The 18,384-nt window shown below is 55.7% G+C and carries 15 protein-coding genes; 11 read left to right on the top strand and 4 right to left on the bottom strand.

Annotation, left to right across the window (positions count from 1 at the left end; genetic code table 11):
- Positions 1-41: 41 nt before the first annotated feature.
- From leuD to leuA, 4 genes are read right to left on the bottom strand one after another with little or no spacing between them, the layout of a single operon-like run.
- Positions 42-647, bottom strand: a complete 606-nt coding sequence (gene leuD, locus K7B04_RS01060; protein ID WP_223803309.1) for a 3-isopropylmalate dehydratase small subunit — start codon at positions 645-647, stop codon at positions 42-44.
- A 10-nt stretch (positions 648-657) separates the two neighbouring features.
- Positions 658-2,058 carry a 3-isopropylmalate dehydratase large subunit gene (gene leuC, locus K7B04_RS01055; RefSeq protein WP_064547409.1) on the bottom strand — a complete coding sequence of 467 codons (1,401 nt, stop codon included), beginning with the start codon at positions 2,056-2,058 and terminating at the stop codon, positions 658-660.
- A 2-nt stretch (positions 2,059-2,060) separates the two neighbouring features.
- Complete coding sequence (gene leuB, locus K7B04_RS01050) at positions 2,061-3,152, bottom strand: 3-isopropylmalate dehydrogenase (protein WP_163448264.1); 1,092 nt, start codon at positions 3,150-3,152, stop codon at positions 2,061-2,063.
- The gene (gene leuA, locus K7B04_RS01045; protein ID WP_065356506.1) at positions 3,152-4,723 is read right to left on the bottom strand and encodes a 2-isopropylmalate synthase; all 1,572 of its coding nucleotides are present in this window, start codon (positions 4,721-4,723) and stop codon (positions 3,152-3,154) included. Before leuA ends, leuB begins: the two co-directional genes overlap by 1 nt.
- Positions 4,724-5,506: 783 nt before the next feature.
- On the opposite strand from leuA, the gene leuO reads away from it, so the two are divergent.
- From leuO to mraY, 11 genes are all read left to right on the top strand, one after another.
- Positions 5,507-6,472, top strand: coding sequence for a transcriptional regulator LeuO (leuO, locus tag K7B04_RS01035; protein WP_163448066.1), 966 nt, complete (start codon positions 5,507-5,509; stop codon positions 6,470-6,472).
- 390 nt (positions 6,473-6,862) lie between these two features.
- The gene (gene ilvI / locus K7B04_RS01030) at positions 6,863-8,587 is read left to right on the top strand and encodes an acetolactate synthase 3 large subunit (protein WP_163448064.1); all 1,725 of its coding nucleotides are present in this window, start codon (positions 6,863-6,865) and stop codon (positions 8,585-8,587) included.
- Positions 8,588-8,589: 2 nt separating this feature from the next.
- The gene (ilvN, locus tag K7B04_RS01025) at positions 8,590-9,081 is read left to right on the top strand and encodes an acetolactate synthase small subunit (RefSeq protein WP_035893016.1); all 492 of its coding nucleotides are present in this window, start codon (positions 8,590-8,592) and stop codon (positions 9,079-9,081) included.
- A 252-nt stretch (positions 9,082-9,333) separates the two neighbouring features.
- Complete coding sequence (gene cra, locus K7B04_RS01020) at positions 9,334-10,338, top strand: catabolite repressor/activator (protein ID WP_163448063.1); 1,005 nt, start codon at positions 9,334-9,336, stop codon at positions 10,336-10,338.
- Positions 10,339-10,932: 594 nt separating this feature from the next.
- On the top strand, positions 10,933-11,391 hold the full coding sequence (mraZ, locus tag K7B04_RS01015; protein WP_064547419.1) for a division/cell wall cluster transcriptional repressor MraZ: 459 nt from the start codon (positions 10,933-10,935) through the stop codon (positions 11,389-11,391).
- 2 nt (positions 11,392-11,393) lie between these two features.
- Positions 11,394-12,335, top strand: coding sequence for a 16S rRNA (cytosine(1402)-N(4))-methyltransferase RsmH (gene rsmH / locus K7B04_RS01010; RefSeq protein WP_163448062.1), 942 nt, complete (start codon positions 11,394-11,396; stop codon positions 12,333-12,335).
- Complete coding sequence (gene ftsL, locus K7B04_RS01005) at positions 12,332-12,697, top strand: cell division protein FtsL (RefSeq protein ID WP_163448061.1); 366 nt, start codon at positions 12,332-12,334, stop codon at positions 12,695-12,697. The genes rsmH and ftsL overlap by 4 nt, the downstream gene beginning before the upstream one ends.
- 15 nt (positions 12,698-12,712) lie before the next feature.
- Positions 12,713-14,479: a peptidoglycan glycosyltransferase FtsI gene (locus K7B04_RS01000; RefSeq protein WP_163448060.1), complete on the top strand. Its 1,767-nt coding sequence runs from the start codon at positions 12,713-12,715 to the stop codon at positions 14,477-14,479.
- A complete protein-coding gene (gene murE, locus K7B04_RS00995) occupies positions 14,466-15,953 on the top strand; it encodes a UDP-N-acetylmuramoyl-L-alanyl-D-glutamate--2,6-diaminopimelate ligase (RefSeq protein WP_223803308.1) in 1,488 nt (495 codons plus the stop codon). Before K7B04_RS01000 ends, murE begins: the two co-directional genes overlap by 14 nt.
- Complete coding sequence (gene murF, locus K7B04_RS00990; RefSeq protein ID WP_223803307.1) at positions 15,950-17,308, top strand: UDP-N-acetylmuramoyl-tripeptide--D-alanyl-D-alanine ligase; 1,359 nt, start codon at positions 15,950-15,952, stop codon at positions 17,306-17,308. The genes murE and murF overlap by 4 nt, the downstream gene beginning before the upstream one ends.
- The gene (gene mraY / locus K7B04_RS00985) at positions 17,302-18,384 is read left to right on the top strand and encodes a phospho-N-acetylmuramoyl-pentapeptide-transferase (RefSeq protein ID WP_106925400.1); all 1,083 of its coding nucleotides are present in this window, start codon (positions 17,302-17,304) and stop codon (positions 18,382-18,384) included. Before murF ends, mraY begins: the two co-directional genes overlap by 7 nt.

Here is an 18,384-nt window from a genome sequence, read left to right as displayed (position 1 = left end):
AAAGAAGAGGCTGGCCACCGTGCGGTGACCAGTGGGAGAGATTACTGCATAAACGCCGGCTGTTTGTTCTCGTAGGCCGAGATGGCGTCTTCGTGTTGTAAGGTCAGGCCAATGCTGTCCAGACCGTTGAGCATACAGTGGCGGCGGAAGTCGTCGATTTCAAAGCTGTACGATTTATCGCCCGCTTTCACCACCTGCGCTTCCAGATCCACTTCAAATTTAACGCCCGGATTCGCCTGTACCAGCTTGAACAGCTCATCGACCTGCGCGTCACTTAACGTTACCGGCAGCAGCTGGTTGTTGAAGCTGTTGCCGTAGAAAATGTCGGCGAAGCTCGGGGCGATAACCACTTTAAAACCGTAGTCGGTCAGCGCCCACGGCGCGTGCTCACGGGATGAGCCGCAGCCGAAGTTTTCACGCGCCAGCAGAATCGACGCCCCTTTGAACTCCGGGAAGTTCAGCACGAACTCGGGGTTCGGCTGCTCGCCTTTATCGTCGAGGAAGCGCCAGTCGTTAAACAGGTGCGCGCCAAAGCCGGTGCGGGTCACTTTCTGCAAAAACTGCTTTGGGATGATGGCATCGGTATCGACGTTCGCGGCATCCAGCGGCACCACCAGTCCCGTATGTTGGGTAAATTTCTCTGCCATGATGGTTTCCTTATTTCATGCTACGAATGTCGGCGAAATGGCCGGTTACCGCGGCTGCCGCCGCCATCGCCGGGCTTACCAGGTGCGTACGACCGCCGCGGCCCTGACGGCCTTCAAAGTTACGGTTGCTGGTGGAGGCGCAGCGCTCGCCGGGATTCAGGCGATCATTGTTCATCGCCAGGCACATTGAGCAGCCCGGCAGACGCCATTCAAAACCGGCTTCGATAAAGATCTTATCCAGACCTTCCGCTTCCGCCTGCGCTTTCACCGGGCCGGAACCCGGCACCACCAGCGCCTGCACGCCCGGCGCCACTTTACGGCCTTTGGCGATTTCCGCCGCCGCGCGCAGATCTTCAATGCGTGAGTTGGTGCAGGATCCGATAAAGACTTTATCGATCGCCACGTCTGTCAGCGGGATCCCCGGCTTCAGGCCCATGTAAGCCAATGCTTTCTCGGCGCTGGCGCGCTCGACCGGATCGTTGAATGAGGCCGGATCCGGAATGTTGTCATTCACGGAGATAACCTGGCCCGGGTTAGTCCCCCAGGTGACCTGCGGCGCAATCTCTTCCGCTTGCAGGGTGACGACGCTGTCGAAAGTGGCGCCTTCATCCGTTTGCAGGGTTTTCCAGTAGGCGACGGCATCGTCAAAATCTTTGCCTTTCGGCGCGTGCAGACGACCTTCGACATAGTTGAAGGTGGTCTGGTCTGGCGCGACCAGGCCTGCTTTCGCGCCCAGCTCAATCGCCATGTTGCACAGGGTCATGCGGCCTTCCATGGTCAGGTCGCGAATCGCTTCACCGCAGAATTCCACCACGTGCCCGGTGCCGCCAGCGCTGCCGGTTTTACCGATAATCGCCAGCACGATGTCTTTGGCGGTGATGCCCGGCGCGGCTTTGCCGTTCACTTCAATCTTCATGGTTTTGGCGCGGCCCTGTTTCAGGGTCTGCGTTGCCAGCACGTGCTCAACCTCTGAAGTCCCGATCCCGAACGCCAGCGCGCCAAACGCGCCGTGGGTGGCAGTGTGGGAGTCGCCGCAGACAATGGTCATCCCCGGCAGGGTAACGCCCTGTTCCGGCCCCATTACGTGCACGATGCCCTGGTACGGATGGTTCAGGTCATACAGCTCGACGCCGAACTCGTTGCAGTTCTTAATCAGCTCCTGCATCTGGATACGCGCCATCTCGCCGGAGGCGTTGATGTCTTTGGTCTGCGTGGAGACGTTGTGATCCATGGTGGCGAAAGTTTTGCCCGGCTGACGCACCGGCCGGTTGTGCGCACGCAGGCCGTCAAACGCCTGCGGCGAGGTCACTTCGTGCACCAGATGGCGGTCGATATACAGCAGCGGCGTTTCGTTCGGCGCTTCATAGACCACGTGGGCATCAAACAACTTCTCGTATAAGGTCTTCGCCATGGTTACACCCCTTCGGCAACATAGCGGGCAATGATATCGCCCATTTCATCGGTGCTGACCGCCGCGCCGCCGCGGGCTAAATCACTGGTACGTACGCCTTCTTCCAGCGCGCGGTTGATGGCGCTTTCAATGGCGGTGGCCGCGTCGTTGGCGTCCAGGCTGTAGCGCAGCAGCAGCGCCAGCGACAGGATCTGCGCCACCGGGTTGGCGATGTTCTTGCCGGCGATATCCGGCGCGGAGCCGCCCGCAGGTTCATACAGGCCAAAGCCTTCTTCGTTCAGGCTGGCGGACGGCAGCATGCCCATGGAGCCGGTGATCATCGCACACTCATCGGAGAGGATGTCGCCGAACAGGTTAGAACACAGCACGACGTCAAACTGCGACGGGTCTTTAATCAACTGCATGGTGGCGTTGTCGATGTACATATGCGCCAGCTCAACGTCCGCATACTCTTTACCGATTTCGCTGACGATTTCACGCCACAGAATGGAAGACTGCAGCACGTTAGATTTATCAATCGAGGTCACTTTGTGACGACGTTTGCGCGCGGACTCAAAGGCGATGCGAGCGATACGTTCGATCTCAAAGCGGTGATACACCTCGGTATCGAATGCCTTCTCGTGCTGGCCGCTGCCTTCGCGACCCTTCGGCTGGCCGAAGTAAATGCCGCCGGTCAGTTCGCGCACGCACAGGATGTCGAAGCCGTTAGCGGCGATGTCGGCACGCAGCGGGCAGAACTCTTCCAGCCCCTGATACAGCTTCGCCGGGCGCAGGTTGCTGAACAGTTTGAAGTGCTTACGCAGCGGCAGCAGCGCACCGCGCTCCGGCTGCTGGTTGGGCGGCAGGTTTTCCCATTTCGGACCACCCACGGAACCAAACAGAATGGCGTCGGCCTGGTCGCAGCCGTCCACCGTTGCCTGCGGCAGCGGTTCGCCATGGCGGTCAATGGCGATGCCGCCGACGTCGTAGTGGCTGGTGGTAATGCGCATGTCAAAACGTTGACGTACGGCTTCCAGGACTTTCAATGCCTGTGCCATCACTTCAGGGCCAATTCCGTCACCTGGTAACACAGCAATATGATAATTCTTCGACATCACACGGTTTCCTTGTTGTTTTCTTTATTCTTGATCTTGCGTTGCAATTCTTTTTCAACTTCGGCGGCACGCCAGATATTGTTCAGCACGTGCACCATCGCTTTGGCGGAGGATTCGACGATATCCGTCGCCAGGCCCACGCCGTGGAAGCGGCGACCGTTGTAGTTCACCACGATATCCACCTGGCCCAGCGCGTCTTTACCCTGGCCTTTGGCGTTCAGATCGTATTTGACCAGCTCGACGTCGTAGCCGGTGATACGGTTAATCGCCTGGTAAATGGCGTCAACCGGACCGTTACCGTTCGCCGCTTCGGCTTTAGTCTCTTCACCACAGGCCAGCTTCACCGATGCAGTGGCGATATCGCTGGAGCCGGACTGCACGCTGAAGTAGTCCAGGCGGAAATGTTCTGGCTCTTCCTGCTGCTTGTTGATGAACGCCAGCGCTTCCAGGTCGTAATCGAAGACCTGGCCTTTTTTGTCCGCCAGCTTCAGGAACGCGTCGTACAGATGGTCCATGTTGTAATCGGTATCTTTGTAACCCATCTCTTCCATGCGGTGCTTCACGGCAGCGCGGCCAGAGCGGGAGGTCAGGTTCAGCTGTACCTGGTTCAGACCGATGGATTCCGGGGTCATGATTTCGTAGTTTTCGCGGTTCTTCAGCACGCCATCCTGGTGAATACCGGAGGAGTGGGCGAAGGCGCCGGTGCCGACGATGGCTTTGTTGGCCGGAATCGGCATATTGCAGATCTGGCTGACGGTCTGGCTGGTGCGCCAGATTTCGTTGTGGTTGATGCGGGTGTGCACATTCATGATGTCTTTGCGCACTTTGATCGCCATGATGACTTCTTCCAGCGAACAGTTGCCCGCGCGCTCGCCGATGCCGTTCATTGCGCCCTCAACCTGACGAGCACCGGCATGGACCGCGGCCAGAGAGTTACCTACCGCCATGCCCAGGTCGTCGTGGGTGTGAACGGAGATAATCGCTTTATCGATGTTTGGCACGCGCTCGTACAGGCCGGTAATAATGTTGGAGAATTCAAATGGCAGGGTGTAACCGACGGTGTCTGGAATGTTGATCGTAGTGGCACCGGCATTAATCGCCGCTTCGACGACACGCGCCAGTTGGTCAATTGGAGTACGGCCAGCATCTTCACAGGAAAACTCAACGTCGTCGGTGTAGTTACGCGCCCGTTTCACCATGTAGACCGCGCGCTCGATGACTTCGTCCAGGGTGCTGCGCAGCTTGGTGGCGATGTGCATCGGTGAGGTGGCGATAAAAGTATGAATACGGAATGCTTCAGCGACTTTTAATGACTCGGCGGCAACATCAATATCCGCCTCTACGCAGCGGGCCAGCGCGCAGACGCGGCTATTTTTAATGTTGCGGGCGATGGTCTGGACGGATTCGAAATCGCCCGGAGAAGAGACCGGAAACCCGACTTCCATCACGTCAACGCCCATACGCTCGAGGGCAAAAGCAATTTGCAGCTTCTCTTTCACGCTCAGGCTTGCCTGTAATGCCTGTTCACCATCACGTAAGGTCGTATCAAAAATAATGACTTGCTGGCTCATGGTTTAGGTCCTTGGTTAACTTGGGCGCCTTGCTACGAGCATAAAAAAACCCGCGCAGCGGCGCGGGTTTATAGTTTTACTGATGATGACTAACGCTGAACGTCGCACACCAGCCTACCGCGCACAGAAGAGGCGTTTAGTAGTAGTAGGCCGTTGAAACGAGTGGTGCGGAACATGTCATCATTCTCCAGATGAATTCGATATGCTTTTAGTGGTACTGGATATGCTTTCTGATGTCAACCCTGAATCGTGAAAAGAGGGGACGCCGGGGAAGAATTTCAGCGAGTGGAATTAGCTAATTGTGCTGATGGATGTCTCACTTTATAGTGAATGATTCGTTATGGTTATTCATGATTTTAATATTTTGTCGCATTTGCATACCAATATTCGCAACCGCTCATGGCTCTGTTACTTCTCTGTGCGGGTTCTATCATTATGATAATATTGAATTTAAATTTGTGTATACGTATATCTGTGAAGGTAAAGCAGCTTATGCTGATACATAATTGTTAATTCTGATAGTAGAAAAAATAAAACAATTTAATAAAGCCTCATTTTTTACAGTCCTTTTCTGTCTGTTGTGTATTCGCGGTATCTATTGTTAAACTAAGTGTCATTCGTTTGGTGATATAAATAAGAGAGACTTTATTGAGTTAAAGGCGCTCTTTGTATCTTTATATATTCCTATTTTTATTTAATTCTCTTTCTTGGATCTTATATGCATGGTAAATCATATAGCCTCAACATATTATTGCGTTTCCGCAAAGGGAGTTTTGTATGATCATGGAGTCTGATAACGTAATTAACGCGCCGGAGAAGCCGCGTGTATCGACAAACGAAGGAACGAAACCACAACTGCGAATGGTCGATTTAAATTTACTGACGGTTTTCGATGCGGTGATGCAGGAGCAAAATATTACCCGCGCTGCGCATATGCTGGGTATGTCGCAACCGGCGGTAAGTAATGCTGTCGCCCGTTTGAAGGTCATGTTTAACGACGAGCTTTTTGTTCGCTATGGTCGCGGCATTCAGCCGACGGCGCGCGCTTTTCAGCTCTTCGGCTCTATCCGTCAGGCGCTGCAACTGGTGCAGAATGAACTGCCGGGTTCCGGTTTTGAGCCGCTGAGCAGCGAACGCGTATTTAATCTGTGCGTGTGCAGCCCGCTGGATAATTATCTGACCTCTATTATCTTAAATAAGGTGAATGAAGTCGCGCCACATATTCATATGGTGTTTAAATCATCCTTAAATCAAAATACTGAACATCAACTGCGTTATCAGGAAATTGAGTTTGTTCTGGGTTATGAAGAGTTCCGTCGCCCTGAATTTGCTTGTGTTCCGTTATTTAATGACGAAATGGTGTTGGTGGTCAGCAAGAAACACCCACGTATTAATGGTCCGGTTTCGGAATCTGAGCTTTATCAGGAAGAACATGCGGTGGTTTCTCTGGATCGCTATGCGTCTTTTAGTCAACCGTGGTACGACTCGGTGGATAAACAAAGCCGTATTGCCTATCAGGGGATGGCACTAGTCAGCGTCTTAAATGTGGTGTCCCAAACTCATCTGGTCGCCATTGCGCCGCGCCGTTTAGCGGAAGAGTTTTCCGAACAGCTGAACCTGCAGGTATTACCGCTGCCGTTGAAGTTAAATAGCCGTACCTGCTATCTTTCCTGGCATGAAGCGGCCGGGCGGGATAAAGGCCACCAGTGGATGGAAGAACTGCTGGTTAATGCTTGTCGCCAGCAATAATGTCGTCGCGATAAACAGGATGCATTGGCATCCTGTTTATCTTGTCAGTGATTAAAAAATTAAAATATTATTCTGTTGTCTTCCGGTAGTATTGGCCTCGATAAAGTGAAAAATGCAGGTTTTGCTGTAATGCCGCCATTCGTCCGAGTATCTACGCTCTCCTTTTCTTATCGCTGAAGTAATCCACCATCATTTTCCCCTTTCTCTTTATTTTTTATCTTCTGGGTACTGCATCTACGCCGGATGGGTGAATTGCCTGCCTGGTGGCGAGCGGTTATGTTAGGTCGTGACCTTAATTCAGCGCCGGTGGATGGCTGACGCGCCGTCGACGCATGACCGTCGGAAAATGACTTCCCCGGTCATCAAGAAAGTAAAGCCTGGAGGCAAATCATGGAGATGTTGTCAGGAGCCGAGATGGTCGTCCGATCGTTGATCGATCAGGGCGTAAAGCAGGTATTTGGCTACCCGGGGGGCGCGGTCCTCGATATTTATGACGCGCTACACACGGTAGGCGGCATTGACCACGTGCTGGTGCGCCACGAACAGGCGGCGGTGCACATGGCTGACGGTCTGGCGCGCGCCACCGGTGAAGTGGGGGTGGTGCTGGTCACCTCTGGTCCAGGGGCGACGAACGCCATCACCGGGATTGCCACTGCCTACATGGATTCCATCCCGCTGGTGGTACTTTCTGGCCAGGTGGCAACCTCTCTGATTGGTTATGACGCATTTCAGGAGTGCGACATGGTCGGGATCTCCCGTCCGGTGGTGAAGCACAGCTTCCTGGTGAAACAGACTGAAGATATTCCCACGGTATTGAAGAAGGCTTTCTGGCTGGCGGCCAGCGGTCGTCCTGGCCCGGTGGTGGTCGATCTGCCGAAAGATATTCTTAGCCCGGCGAACAAACTACCGTACGTGTGGCCGGACGCGGTCAGTATGCGTTCTTACAATCCAACCACGACTGGCCATAAAGGGCAGATCAAACGCGCGCTGCAAACGCTGATTGCAGCGAAAAAGCCGGTGGTATACGTCGGTGGCGGGGTGGTTAATGCCGAGTGCCACACGCAACTGCGCACGTTGATAGAAAAACTCAACCTGCCGGTCGCTTCCTCATTAATGGGGCTCGGCGGCTTCCCGGCGACCCATCGTCAGGCGCTAGGCATGTTGGGTATGCACGGTACCTATGAAGCCAACATGACCATGCATCATTCCGACGTGATTTTCGCTGTTGGGGTGCGCTTTGATGACCGTACCACCAACAATCTCGCGAAGTACTGCCCGGATGCCACGGTGCTGCACATTGATATTGATCCGACGTCGATCTCCAAAACGGTACCGGCGGATATTCCGATCGTTGGTGATGCGGGTCTGGTGCTCGATCAAATGCTCGAGTTGCTGGATCAAGAAAGCGTCGCCCAGCCGCTGGATGACATTCGCGACTGGTGGCAGCAGATTGAACAGTGGCGCGCCCGTCACTGCCTGAAGTATGACGACAAGAGCGAACAAATTAAGCCCCAGGCGGTGGTCGAAACCGTCTGGAAACTGACCCAGGGCGACGCCTACGTGACATCCGACGTGGGCCAACATCAGATGTTTGCCGCGCTGTACTACCCGTTTGATAAGCCGCGTCGTTGGATCAACTCCGGCGGTCTTGGCACCATGGGCTTTGGCCTTCCCGCTGCACTGGGCGTCAAAATGGCGCTTCCGGAAGAAACCGTCATTTGTGTGACCGGCGATGGCAGCATCCAGATGAACATTCAGGAGCTGTCGACTGCGCTGCAATACGAACTGCCGGTGCTGGTGCTGAATCTGAACAACGGCTATCTGGGGATGGTGAAACAGTGGCAGGACATGATTTACTCCGGCCGTCACTCCCAGTCCTATATGCAATCGCTGCCGGACTTTGTGCGCCTGGCGGAAGCTTATGGTCATGTGGGCATTCGCATTACCCGCCCGGACGAGCTGGAGAGTAAGCTCGCTGAGGCGCTGGAGCAGGTGCGCAATAACCGCCTGGTGTTTGTCGACGTCGCCGTCGACGGTAGCGAGCACGTCTACCCGATGCAGATTCGCGGCGGGGCGATGGACGAGATGTGGCTGAGCAAAACGGAGAGAACCTGATTATGCGCCGGATATTATCTGTACTGCTGGAAAACGAGTCCGGGGCGCTGTCGCGCGTGATTGGGCTTTTCTCACAACGCGGCTACAACATTGAGAGCCTGACCGTTGCGCCTACCGACGATCCGACGCTGTCGCGCATGACCATTCAGACGGTCGGCGACGAGAAGACCATTGAACAGATCGAAAAACAGCTGCATAAGCTGGTGGACGTGCTGCGGGTCAACGAGCTGGGGCAGGGGGCGCACGTCGAGCGTGAAATCATGCTGGTGAAGGTACAGGCCAGCGGCTATGGTCGTGACGAAGTGAAACGCAACACGGAGATATTCCGTGGACAGATTATCGACGTTACGCCGTCGCTCTATACCGTCCAACTGGCGGGCACCAGCGATAAGCTGGATGCCTTCCTGGCATCGTTGCGCGACGTGGCGCGAATCGTTGAAGTGGCGCGTTCGGGTGTAGTTGGCCTGTCGCGTGGCGACAAGATTATGCGTTAATTGTGTTGTGCTGAAGCCGTAACCAGCAACGGTAGGCCGGATAAGGCGTTTACGCCGCCATCCGGCAACTTGCGCGGTTTCGCCGGATGGCGCTTCGCTTATCCAGCCTGCAACTCATCGCTTAATCGTAGCCCGGCCTGAAGTCGGGCTTTTTTTTGCGAAATCAGCAATAAGTGCGAACAAAACCTATTGCCGATCGGATCATTCTGCGTTTAGATGTTACGGATTATACTTATAAAGCAAGGGGCAATTGTGAAACTGGATGAGATCGCCCGGCTTGCCGGTGTTTCCCGAACCACCGCCAGCTATGTGATTAACGGCAAAGCGAAGCAGTACCGCGTCAGTGATAAAACTGTCGAAAAGGTGATGGCGGTCGTGCGCGAGCACAACTACCATCCTAACGCGGTCGCCGCTGGGCTGCGTGCAGGACGCACGCGTTCTATCGGGTTAGTCATCCCGGATCTGGAAAACACCAGCTATACCCGCATCGCCAACTATCTTGAGCGTCAGGCGCGCCAGCGCGGCTATCAGCTGCTGATTGCCTGCTCGGAAGATCAGCCAGATAACGAGATGCGCTGCATTGAGCATCTGTTGCAGCGTCAGGTTGATGCGATCATTGTTTCTACCTCATTGCCGCCGGAGCATCCGTTCTATCAGCGCTGGGCGAACGATGCGTTCCCGATTGTCGCCCTTGACCGTGCCCTTGATCGCGAACACTTCACCAGCGTGGTGGGCGCTGACCAGGATGACGCTGAAATGCTTGCCGCCGAGCTGCGTACCTTCCCGGCTGAAACCGTTCTTTATCTCGGCGCGCTGCCGGAGCTGTCGGTCAGCTATCTGCGCGAGCAGGGGTTCCGTACCGCCTGGAAAGACGATCCGCGCGAAGTGCACTTCCTCTACGCCAATAGCTATGAACGTGAAGCCTCGGCGCAGCTGTTCGAGAAATGGCTTGAGACGCACCCGATGCCGCAGGCGCTGTTTACTACATCGTTTGCGCTGTTACAGGGCGTGATGGATGTGACGCTGCGCCGTGAGGGTAAGTTGCCGACCGATCTGGCCATTGCCACCTTTGGCGATAACGAGCTGCTCGATTTCCTGCAGTGTCCGGTGCTGGCGGTTGCCCAGCGTCACCGCGATGTGGCTGAACGCGTGCTGGAGATTGTGCTGGCAAGCCTTGATGAACCGCGTAAGCCAAAACCGGGTTTGAGCCGTATTCGCCGTAATCTGTATCGTCGCGGTAGCCTGAGCCGTCGATAACCTTTTTGCGATGGGGCGGCGAAATGTCGCCTTCATTGCATAAAACATTATTCTTATGTGGATATTCAGATTATTCCTCATTTTTGGTTAGCACTCTATTTAATACGCCTCATTTGTCCCCCTACCGCGCTTATTATTGTGAACACAAAGTAAAAATATATTATTTGTGTATTATTTTGTTACATTCGCCGCGCGGATTGCCGAAATAACAAACACTTCTCAACTCTCCTACCAGAATGGGCGAGCCCAGGGGACGTCATTCCCCTCCGGGGCGCGCCACAGGGGACTGTTAACGCGCATCATAATGTCCTAAAATGCCGCTCGCGTCGCAAACTGACACTTTATATATTCTTTTGATGATATTTAGTCGCGTTAACGTGATGTGAATCCCTTTGTATTTTTCTTGCGGGTATTCATGACGTTAATTTGCCTCGTCTGTTGGATAATTTTTAATCAGAGCTATTGTTGGCCTTAAATAGCGGTATTTTGGACTCTGTTGGCATTCATGCTGGCTTGACAAGCTTTTCCTCTGCTCCGTAAACTCCTTTGAGTGGGAATTTGTGGGTTAAAGTGGTAATAAGGGGTGAGGCTGGCATGTTCCGAGGGGCAACGTTAGTCAATCTCGACAACAAAGGGCGTTTAGCCGTCCCTGTCCGATATCGGGACACGTTGATCGAGAGCGCTACCGGTCAAATGGTTTGTACCATTGACATCCATCACCCCTGCCTGCTGCTTTATCCTCTGCCCGAATGGGAAATTATCGAGCAAAAGCTATCGCGTTTGTCGAGCATGAATCCCGTTGAGCGCCGCGTGCAGCGGCTGCTGTTAGGGCATGCCAGCGAATGTCAGATGGATAATGCCGGGCGGTTGTTAATCGCGCCGGTTTTACGGCAACACGCCGGATTGACCAAAGAAGTGATGCTGGTCGGGCAGTTCAACAAGTTTGAACTGTGGGATGAGACGGCCTGGTATCAACGGGTCAAGGAAGATATCGACGCTGAGCAATCTGCTTCAGGGGCGCTGTCGGAGCGATTGCAGGATTTGTCCTTATAAATATGATGGAAAACTTTAAACACACCACGGTACTGCTGGACGAAGCGGTTAACGGTCTGAATATTCGTCCGGACGGTATCTATATTGATGGCACCTTTGGTCGCGGTGGTCACTCGCGCCTGATCCTCTCGCAGCTTGGCGAGCAGGGGCGTTTGATTGCGATCGATCGCGATCCAGAAGCGATTGCGGTGGCGAAGACCATCGATGATCCACGCTTTTCCATCGTGCATGGCCCTTTCTCTGCGCTGGCGGACTACGTCGCCGAGCGCGATCTCGTTGGTAAGATCGACGGGATTCTTCTCGATCTTGGCGTTTCTTCACCGCAGCTTGACGATGCCGAGCGCGGTTTTTCGTTTATGCGCGATGGCCCGCTGGACATGCGTATGGACCCAACTCGCGGCCAGTCTGCCGCTGAATGGCTGCAAACGGCTGAAGAAGCGGATATCGCCTGGGTGATTAAAACCTTCGGCGAAGAGCGCTTTGGTAAACGTATCGCCCGCGCCATCGTTGAGCGCAACCGCGTGGAACCGATGACCCGAACCAAAGAGCTGGCGGAAGTCATTTCCGCCGCGATGCCGGTGAAAGACAAATTCAAACACCCCGCAACCCGTACCTTCCAGGCGGTGCGCATTTGGGTGAATAGTGAGCTGGAGGAGATAGAGCAGGCGCTAAAAAGCTCGCTTGGCGTGCTGGCCCCGGGTGGGCGGCTTTCGATTATCAGCTTCCATTCGCTGGAAGACCGCATTGTGAAACGCTTTATGCGTGAGCAGAGCCGCGGTCCACAGGTTCCGGCGGGGATCCCGATGACCGAAGAGCAACTCAGAAAACTAGGTGGCCGTCATTTACGAGCATTAGGCAAGTTGATGCCGGGCGAAGAAGAAGTGGCTGAAAATCCACGAGCTCGTAGTTCAGTTCTGCGTATTGCAGAGAGGACGAACGCATGATCAGCAGAGTGACAGAGGCCCTGAGCAAAGTAACCGGGTCGTTAGGAAATGGCGAACGTCATGCCTTGCCTGGCGTAATTCGCGACGACCTTTTGCAGTTTGGGAAGCTGCCACTCTGTCTGTTCATTTGCATTATTGTGACGGCGGTGACGGTGGTGACAACCGCCCACCATACCCGTCTGTTAACGGCCCAACGCGAACAGTTGGTGCTGGAGCGCGATGCGTTAGACATTGAATGGCGGAACCTGATCCTCGAAGAGAATGCTCTCGGCGATCATAGCCGAGTCGAACGTATCGCTACTGAAAAGTTGCAGATGCAACATGTTGATCCATCAAAAGAAAACATTGTTGTTCAGAAATAAGGATTATTGCAACGCATGAAACCGGCGGCAAAAACGCTTAAGCCAAAACGTCAGGAAGAACAGGCCAACTTTATCAGTTGGCGTTTTGCGTTGCTTTGCGGCTGTATTTTTATGGCGCTCGCGTTCCTGCTGGGACGCGCGGCCTGGTTGCAAATTATTGCCCCTGATAAGCTGGTGCGCGAGGGCGACATGCGCTCTTTACGCGTCCAGCAGGTCTCCACTTCCCGCGGCTTGATTACTGACCGCTCCGGGCGTCCGCTGGCGGTGAGCGTGCCGGTAAAAGCCATCTGGGCCGACCCGAAAGAGCTGCACGAAGCGGGGGGCGTGGTGCTGAACAACCGCTGGAAGGCGCTGGCCGATGCGCTGAATATGCCGCTCGATCAGCTGGCTAACCGCATCAACACCAACCCGCGCATGCGCTTTATCTATCTGGCCCGTCAGGTAAACCCTGATATGGCCGATTACATCAAAAAGCTGAAGCTGCCGGGGATTTATCTGCGTGAAGAGTCGCGCCGTTACTACCCGTCAGGGGAAGTGACTGCTCACCTCATTGGCTTCACCAACGTCGATAGCCAGGGGATTGAAGGGGTTGAGAAGAGTTTCGATAAATGGCTCACCGGCCAGCCGGGCGAGCGTATCGTGCGTAAAGACCGCTATGGCCGGGTGATTGAAGATATCTCCTCCACCGATAGCCAGGCCGCGCACAACCTGGCGTTGAGCATTGATGAACGTCTGCAGGCGCTGGTTTACCGTGAACTGAATAACGCCGTGGCGTTTAACAAAGCGGAATCCGGTAGTGCCGTGCTGGTCGACGTGAGCACGGGTGAAGTGCTGGCGATGGCCAACAGCCCCTCTTACAACCCGAACAACTTCACCGGCACGGCGAAAGACACCATGCGTAACCGGGCGATCACCGACGTCTTCGAACCGGGTTCAACCGTCAAACCGATGGTGGTGATGACCGCGCTTCAGCGCGGCGTGGTGCGTGAAAACACCGTACTGAATACCATTCCATACCGTATTAACGGCCACGAAATCAAAGACGTGGCGCGCTACAGCGAATTGACCCTGACCGGGGTACTACAGAAGTCGAGTAACGTCGGTGTTTCCAAGCTGGCGTTAGCGATGCCGTCCTCAGCGTTAGTAGATACTTACTCACGTTTTGGGCTGGGAAAAGCGACCAATTTGGGGTTGGTCGGAGAACGCAGTGGCTTATATCCTCAAAAACAACGGTGGTCTGACATAGAGAGGGCCACCTTCTCTTTCGGCTACGGGCTAATGGTAACGCCGTTACAGTTAGCGCGAGTCTACGCAACGATTGGCAGCTATGGGATCTACCGTCCGCTGTCGATAACCAAAGTTGACCCGCCGGTTCCCGGCGAGCGCGTGTTCCCGGAATCGATCGTTCGCACCGTCGTCCATATGATGGAAAGCGTGGCGCTGCCTGGCGGCGGCGGCGTGAAGGCGGCGATCAAAGGCTACCGTATCGCGATTAAAACCGGTACGGCGAAAAAAGTCGGTCCGGACGGGCGCTATATCAACAAATACATTGCTTACACCGCGGGCGTCGCGCCAGCCAGCCAGCCGCGCTTTGCGCTGGTGGTGGTGATTAACGACCCGCAGGCGGGTAAATACTACGGTGGCGCCGTTTCCGCGCCGGTGTTTGGTGCCATCATGGGCGGCGTACTGCGCACGATGAACATTGAGCCGGATGCGCTGGCAACGGGCGACAAGAGTGAATTTGTGACAAATCAAGGCGAGGGATCAGGTGGCAGATCGTAATTTGCGCGACCTTCTTGCTCCGTGGGTGCCGAATGCACCGGAGCGAGTACTGCGAGAGATGACGCTCGACAGCCGTGTGGCTGCATCGGGCGATCTGTTCGTAGCGGTAGTGGGTCATCAGGCGGACGGGCGTCGTTATATCCCGCAGGCAATTGCGCAGGGTGTTGCTGCCATTGTCGCCGAGGCAAAAGATGAAGCGACCGACGGTGAAATCCGTGAAATGCACGGCGTGCCGGTTATTTACCTCAGCCAGTTAAACGAACGTTTATCGGCGCTGGCCGGGCGTTTCTATCATGAACCGTCCGACATCCTGCGTCTGGTGGGCGTGACCGGTACCAACGGTAAAACCACCACGACGCAGCTAATCGCACAGTGGTGCCAGCTGCTGGGCGAAACCAGCGCGGTGATGGGCACGGTAGGCAATGGCCTGCTGGGCAAAGTGATCCCGACGGAAAACACCACCGGTTCGGCGGTTGACGTTCAGCATGTGCTCTCCGGCCTGGTGGCCGAAGGCGCAACGATGGCGGCGATGGAAGTATCGTCCCATGGTCTGGTACAGCATCGCGTCGCGGCGCTCAAGTTTGCCGCTTCCGTGTTCACCAACCTGAGTCGCGATCACCTTGATTATCATGGTGATATGGAGCACTACGAAGCAGCGAAATGGCTGCTGTACTCTACGCATCACTGCGGCCAGGCGATTGTTAACGCCGATGACGAGGTGGGCCGTCGTTGGCTCAGCCGTCTGCCGGATGCGGTGGCGGTGTCGATGGAAGACCATATTAATCCGAATTGTCATGGTCGCTGGCTGAAAGCCACCGCCGTGAACTACCACGACAGCGGCGCGACCATTCACTTTGACTCCAGCTGGGGCGAAGGCGAAATTGAAAGCCGTCTGATGGGCGCCTTTAACGTCAGCAACCTGCTGCTGGCGCTGGCAACGCTGCTGGCGCTGGACTATTCCCTGAGCGATCTGCTGAAAACCGCCGCGCGCTTACAGCCGGTTTGCGGTCGTATGGAAGTGTTTAGCGCGCCGGGCAAGCCGACTGTGGTGGTCGATTACGCTCACACCCCGGATGCGCTGGAGAAAGCGTTACAAGCCGCACGCCTGCACTGTGCGGGCAAACTGTGGTGCGTCTTTGGTTGCGGCGGCGATCGCGATAAGGGCAAACGTCCGCTGATGGGGGCGATTGCCGAAGAGTTCGCTGACGTCGCCGTTGTCACCGATGACAATCCGCGCACCGAAGAGCCGCGCGCGATTATCAACGATATTCTGGCCGGGATGGTCGATGCCGGGCATGCGAAAGTGATGGAAGGCCGCGCGGAAGCGGTGACCAACGCCATCATGCAGGCTAAAGAGAACGACGTGGTGCTGCTGGCCGGTAAAGGCCACGAAGATTATCAAATCGTTGGTAACCGTCGTCTCGACTATTCCGACCGCGTGACCGCAGCCCGTCTGCTGGGAGTGGTGGCATGATTAACGTCACGTTGAAGCAACTGGCCGACATTCTGCGCGGCGAACTGCATGGCGACGATCGTCTGATTGCCGATGTCACGACCGACACGCGTAAATTAACCCCGGGTTGCCTGTTTGTGGCGCTGAAGGGGGAACGTTTTGACGCGCACGACTTTGCGCAAACGGCGAAAGATGGCGGCGCGGGCGCGCTGCTGGTCAGCCGCAAGCTGGATATCGACCTGCCGCAGCTGGTGGTCGCCGATACCCGCCTCGCCTTTGGCGAACTGGCAGCATGGGTACGTCAGCAGGTGCCAGCGCGCGTGGTGGCGCTGACCGGTTCTTCCGGTAAAACCTCGGTTAAAGAGATGACCGCGGCGATTCTTAGCCAGTGCGGCAACACGCTTTATACCGCGGGCAACCTAAATAATGACATCGGCGTGCCGATGACATTACTGCGCCTGACGGCAGAGCATCAGTATGCGGTTATTGAACTGGGCGCCAACCATCAGGGCGAAATCGCCTGGACCGTCAGCCTGACTCGTCCGGAAGCGGCGCTGGTGAACAACCTGGCGGCTGCGCACCTTGAGGGCTTCGGCTCGCTGGCAGGCGTAGCGAAAGCCAAGGGCGAGATTTTTACCGGACTGCCGGAAAACGGTATCGCAATTCTGAACGCGGATAACAACGACTGGGCCAACTGGCAGCAGGTGATTGGCGATCGTACCGTATGGCGCTTTTCGCCAAATGCGGCGGGTAGCGATTTTAGCGCCGCGAACGTGCGCATTACCTCGCAAGGCACTGCGTTCACGATAAATACGCCAAAGGGCAGCGTGGACGTACTGCTGCCGTTGCCGGGCCGTCACAACATCGCTAATGCGCTGGCGGCGACCGCGCTGGCGACGGCGGTGGGCGCAGACCTGAGTGCGGTAAAAGCCGGGCTGGCGCAGTTGAAAGCGGTGCCGGGGCGTCTGTTCCCGATTCATCTGACGGATAGCCAACTGCTGCTGGACGACTCCTACAATGCGAACGTCGGTTCCATGACCGCCGCGGTGCAGGTGCTGTCTGAAATGCCGGGCTACCGCGTGCTGGTGGTGGGCGACATGGCGGAACTGGGCGCTGAGAGTGAAGCGTGCCACATCCAGGTCGGTGAAGCAGCGAAAGCGGCGGGTATCGACCGTGTGCTGAGCGTCGGCAAATTAAGCCAGGCGATTAGCGCGGCGAGCGGGGTAGGGGAGCACTTCACCGAGAAAGATTCGGCGATTGCGCGTCTGAAATCGCTCATTAATGAACATAAAACGATCACCATTCTGGTGAAAGGATCACGCAGTGCCGCCATGGAACAGGTCGTACGCGCTGTACAGGAGAACGGGACATGTTAGTGTGGCTGGCCGAACATCTGGTCAAATATTATTCCGGCTTTAACGTCTTTTCCTATCTGACGTTTCGCGCCATCGTCAGCCTGCTGACCGCGCTGTTCATCTCACTTTGGATGGGCCCGCGGATGATCGCCCGCTTGCAAAAAATGTCGTTCGGCCAGGTCGTGCGTAACGACGGTCCGGAATCTCACTTCAGTAAACGCGGTACGCCGACGATGGGCGGGATCATGATCCTCACCGCGATCACGGTGTCTGTACTGCTGTGGGCTTATCCGTCTAACCCATATGTATGGTGCGTGCTGACGGTGCTGATCGGCTACGGCATTATCGGTTTTGTCGATGACTACCGCAAAGTGGTGCGCAAAGATACCAAGGGTCTGATCGCCCGCTGGAAGTACTTCTGGATGTCGGTGATTGCACTGGGCGTGGCCTTTGCGCTGTATCTGGCCGGTAAAGATACGCCAGCCACCGAGCTGGTGGTGCCGTTCTTTAAAGACGTGATGCCGCAACTGGGTCTGTTCTACATCCTGCTGGCCTATTTCGTGATTGTCGGGACGGGTAACGCGGTCAACCTGACCGATGGGCTTGATGGCCTGGCGATCATGCCAACCGTCTTCGTCGCGGCAGGTTTTGCGCTGGTGGCGTGGGCGACCGGTAACATGAACTTTGCCAGCTATCTGCACATTCCTTACCTGCGTCATGCGGGCGAGCTGGTGATCGTCTGTACGGCGATTGTCGGCGCGGGCTTAGGCTTCTTGTGGTTCAACACCTATCCGGCGCAGGTCTTCATGGGCGACGTGGGTTCCCTGGCATTGGGCGGCGCGCTGGGCATTATCGCCGTGCTGCTGCGTCAGGAGTTCCTGCTGGTGATCATGGGCGGCGTCTTCGTGGTGGAAACCCTGTCGGTGATCCTGCAGGTAGGCTCCTTCAAGCTGCGCGGTCAGCGCATCTTCCGTATGGCGCCGATTCACCACCACTATGAATTGAAAGGTTGGCCGGAGCCGCGCGTGATTGTGCGCTTCTGGATTATTTCGCTGATGCTGGTGCTGATTGGCCTGGCAACGCTGAAGGTACGTTAA

Source organism: Kluyvera sp. CRP (assembly GCF_019930565.1).
In the GTDB taxonomy this organism is placed as follows: domain Bacteria; phylum Pseudomonadota; class Gammaproteobacteria; order Enterobacterales; family Enterobacteriaceae; genus Kluyvera; species Kluyvera georgiana_A.
The sequence above is the reverse complement of the archived record's forward strand: the minus strand, read 5'-3'. Positions and strand labels throughout refer to the sequence as shown.

Coding starts and splice junctions, on each gene's coding strand:
- leuD (WP_223803309.1), bottom strand. CDS start 647: ATGGCAGAGAAATTTACCCAACATACGGGACTGGTGGTGCCGCTGGAT.
- leuC (WP_064547409.1), bottom strand. CDS start 2,058: ATGGCGAAGACCTTATACGAGAAGTTGTTTGATGCCCACGTGGTCTAT.
- leuB (WP_163448264.1), bottom strand. CDS start 3,152: ATGTCGAAGAATTATCATATTGCTGTGTTACCAGGTGACGGAATTGGC.
- leuA (WP_065356506.1), bottom strand. CDS start 4,723: ATGAGCCAGCAAGTCATTATTTTTGATACGACCTTACGTGATGGTGAA.
- leuO (WP_163448066.1), top strand. CDS start 5,507: ATGGAGTCTGATAACGTAATTAACGCGCCGGAGAAGCCGCGTGTATCG.
- ilvI (WP_163448064.1), top strand. CDS start 6,863: ATGGAGATGTTGTCAGGAGCCGAGATGGTCGTCCGATCGTTGATCGAT.
- ilvN (WP_035893016.1), top strand. CDS start 8,590: ATGCGCCGGATATTATCTGTACTGCTGGAAAACGAGTCCGGGGCGCTG.
- mraZ (WP_064547419.1), top strand. CDS start 10,933: ATGTTCCGAGGGGCAACGTTAGTCAATCTCGACAACAAAGGGCGTTTA.
- rsmH (WP_163448062.1), top strand. CDS start 11,394: ATGATGGAAAACTTTAAACACACCACGGTACTGCTGGACGAAGCGGTT.
- ftsL (WP_163448061.1), top strand. CDS start 12,332: ATGATCAGCAGAGTGACAGAGGCCCTGAGCAAAGTAACCGGGTCGTTA.
- K7B04_RS01000 (WP_163448060.1), top strand. CDS start 12,713: ATGAAACCGGCGGCAAAAACGCTTAAGCCAAAACGTCAGGAAGAACAG.
- murF (WP_223803307.1), top strand. CDS start 15,950: ATGATTAACGTCACGTTGAAGCAACTGGCCGACATTCTGCGCGGCGAA.
- mraY (WP_106925400.1), top strand. CDS start 17,302: ATGTTAGTGTGGCTGGCCGAACATCTGGTCAAATATTATTCCGGCTTT.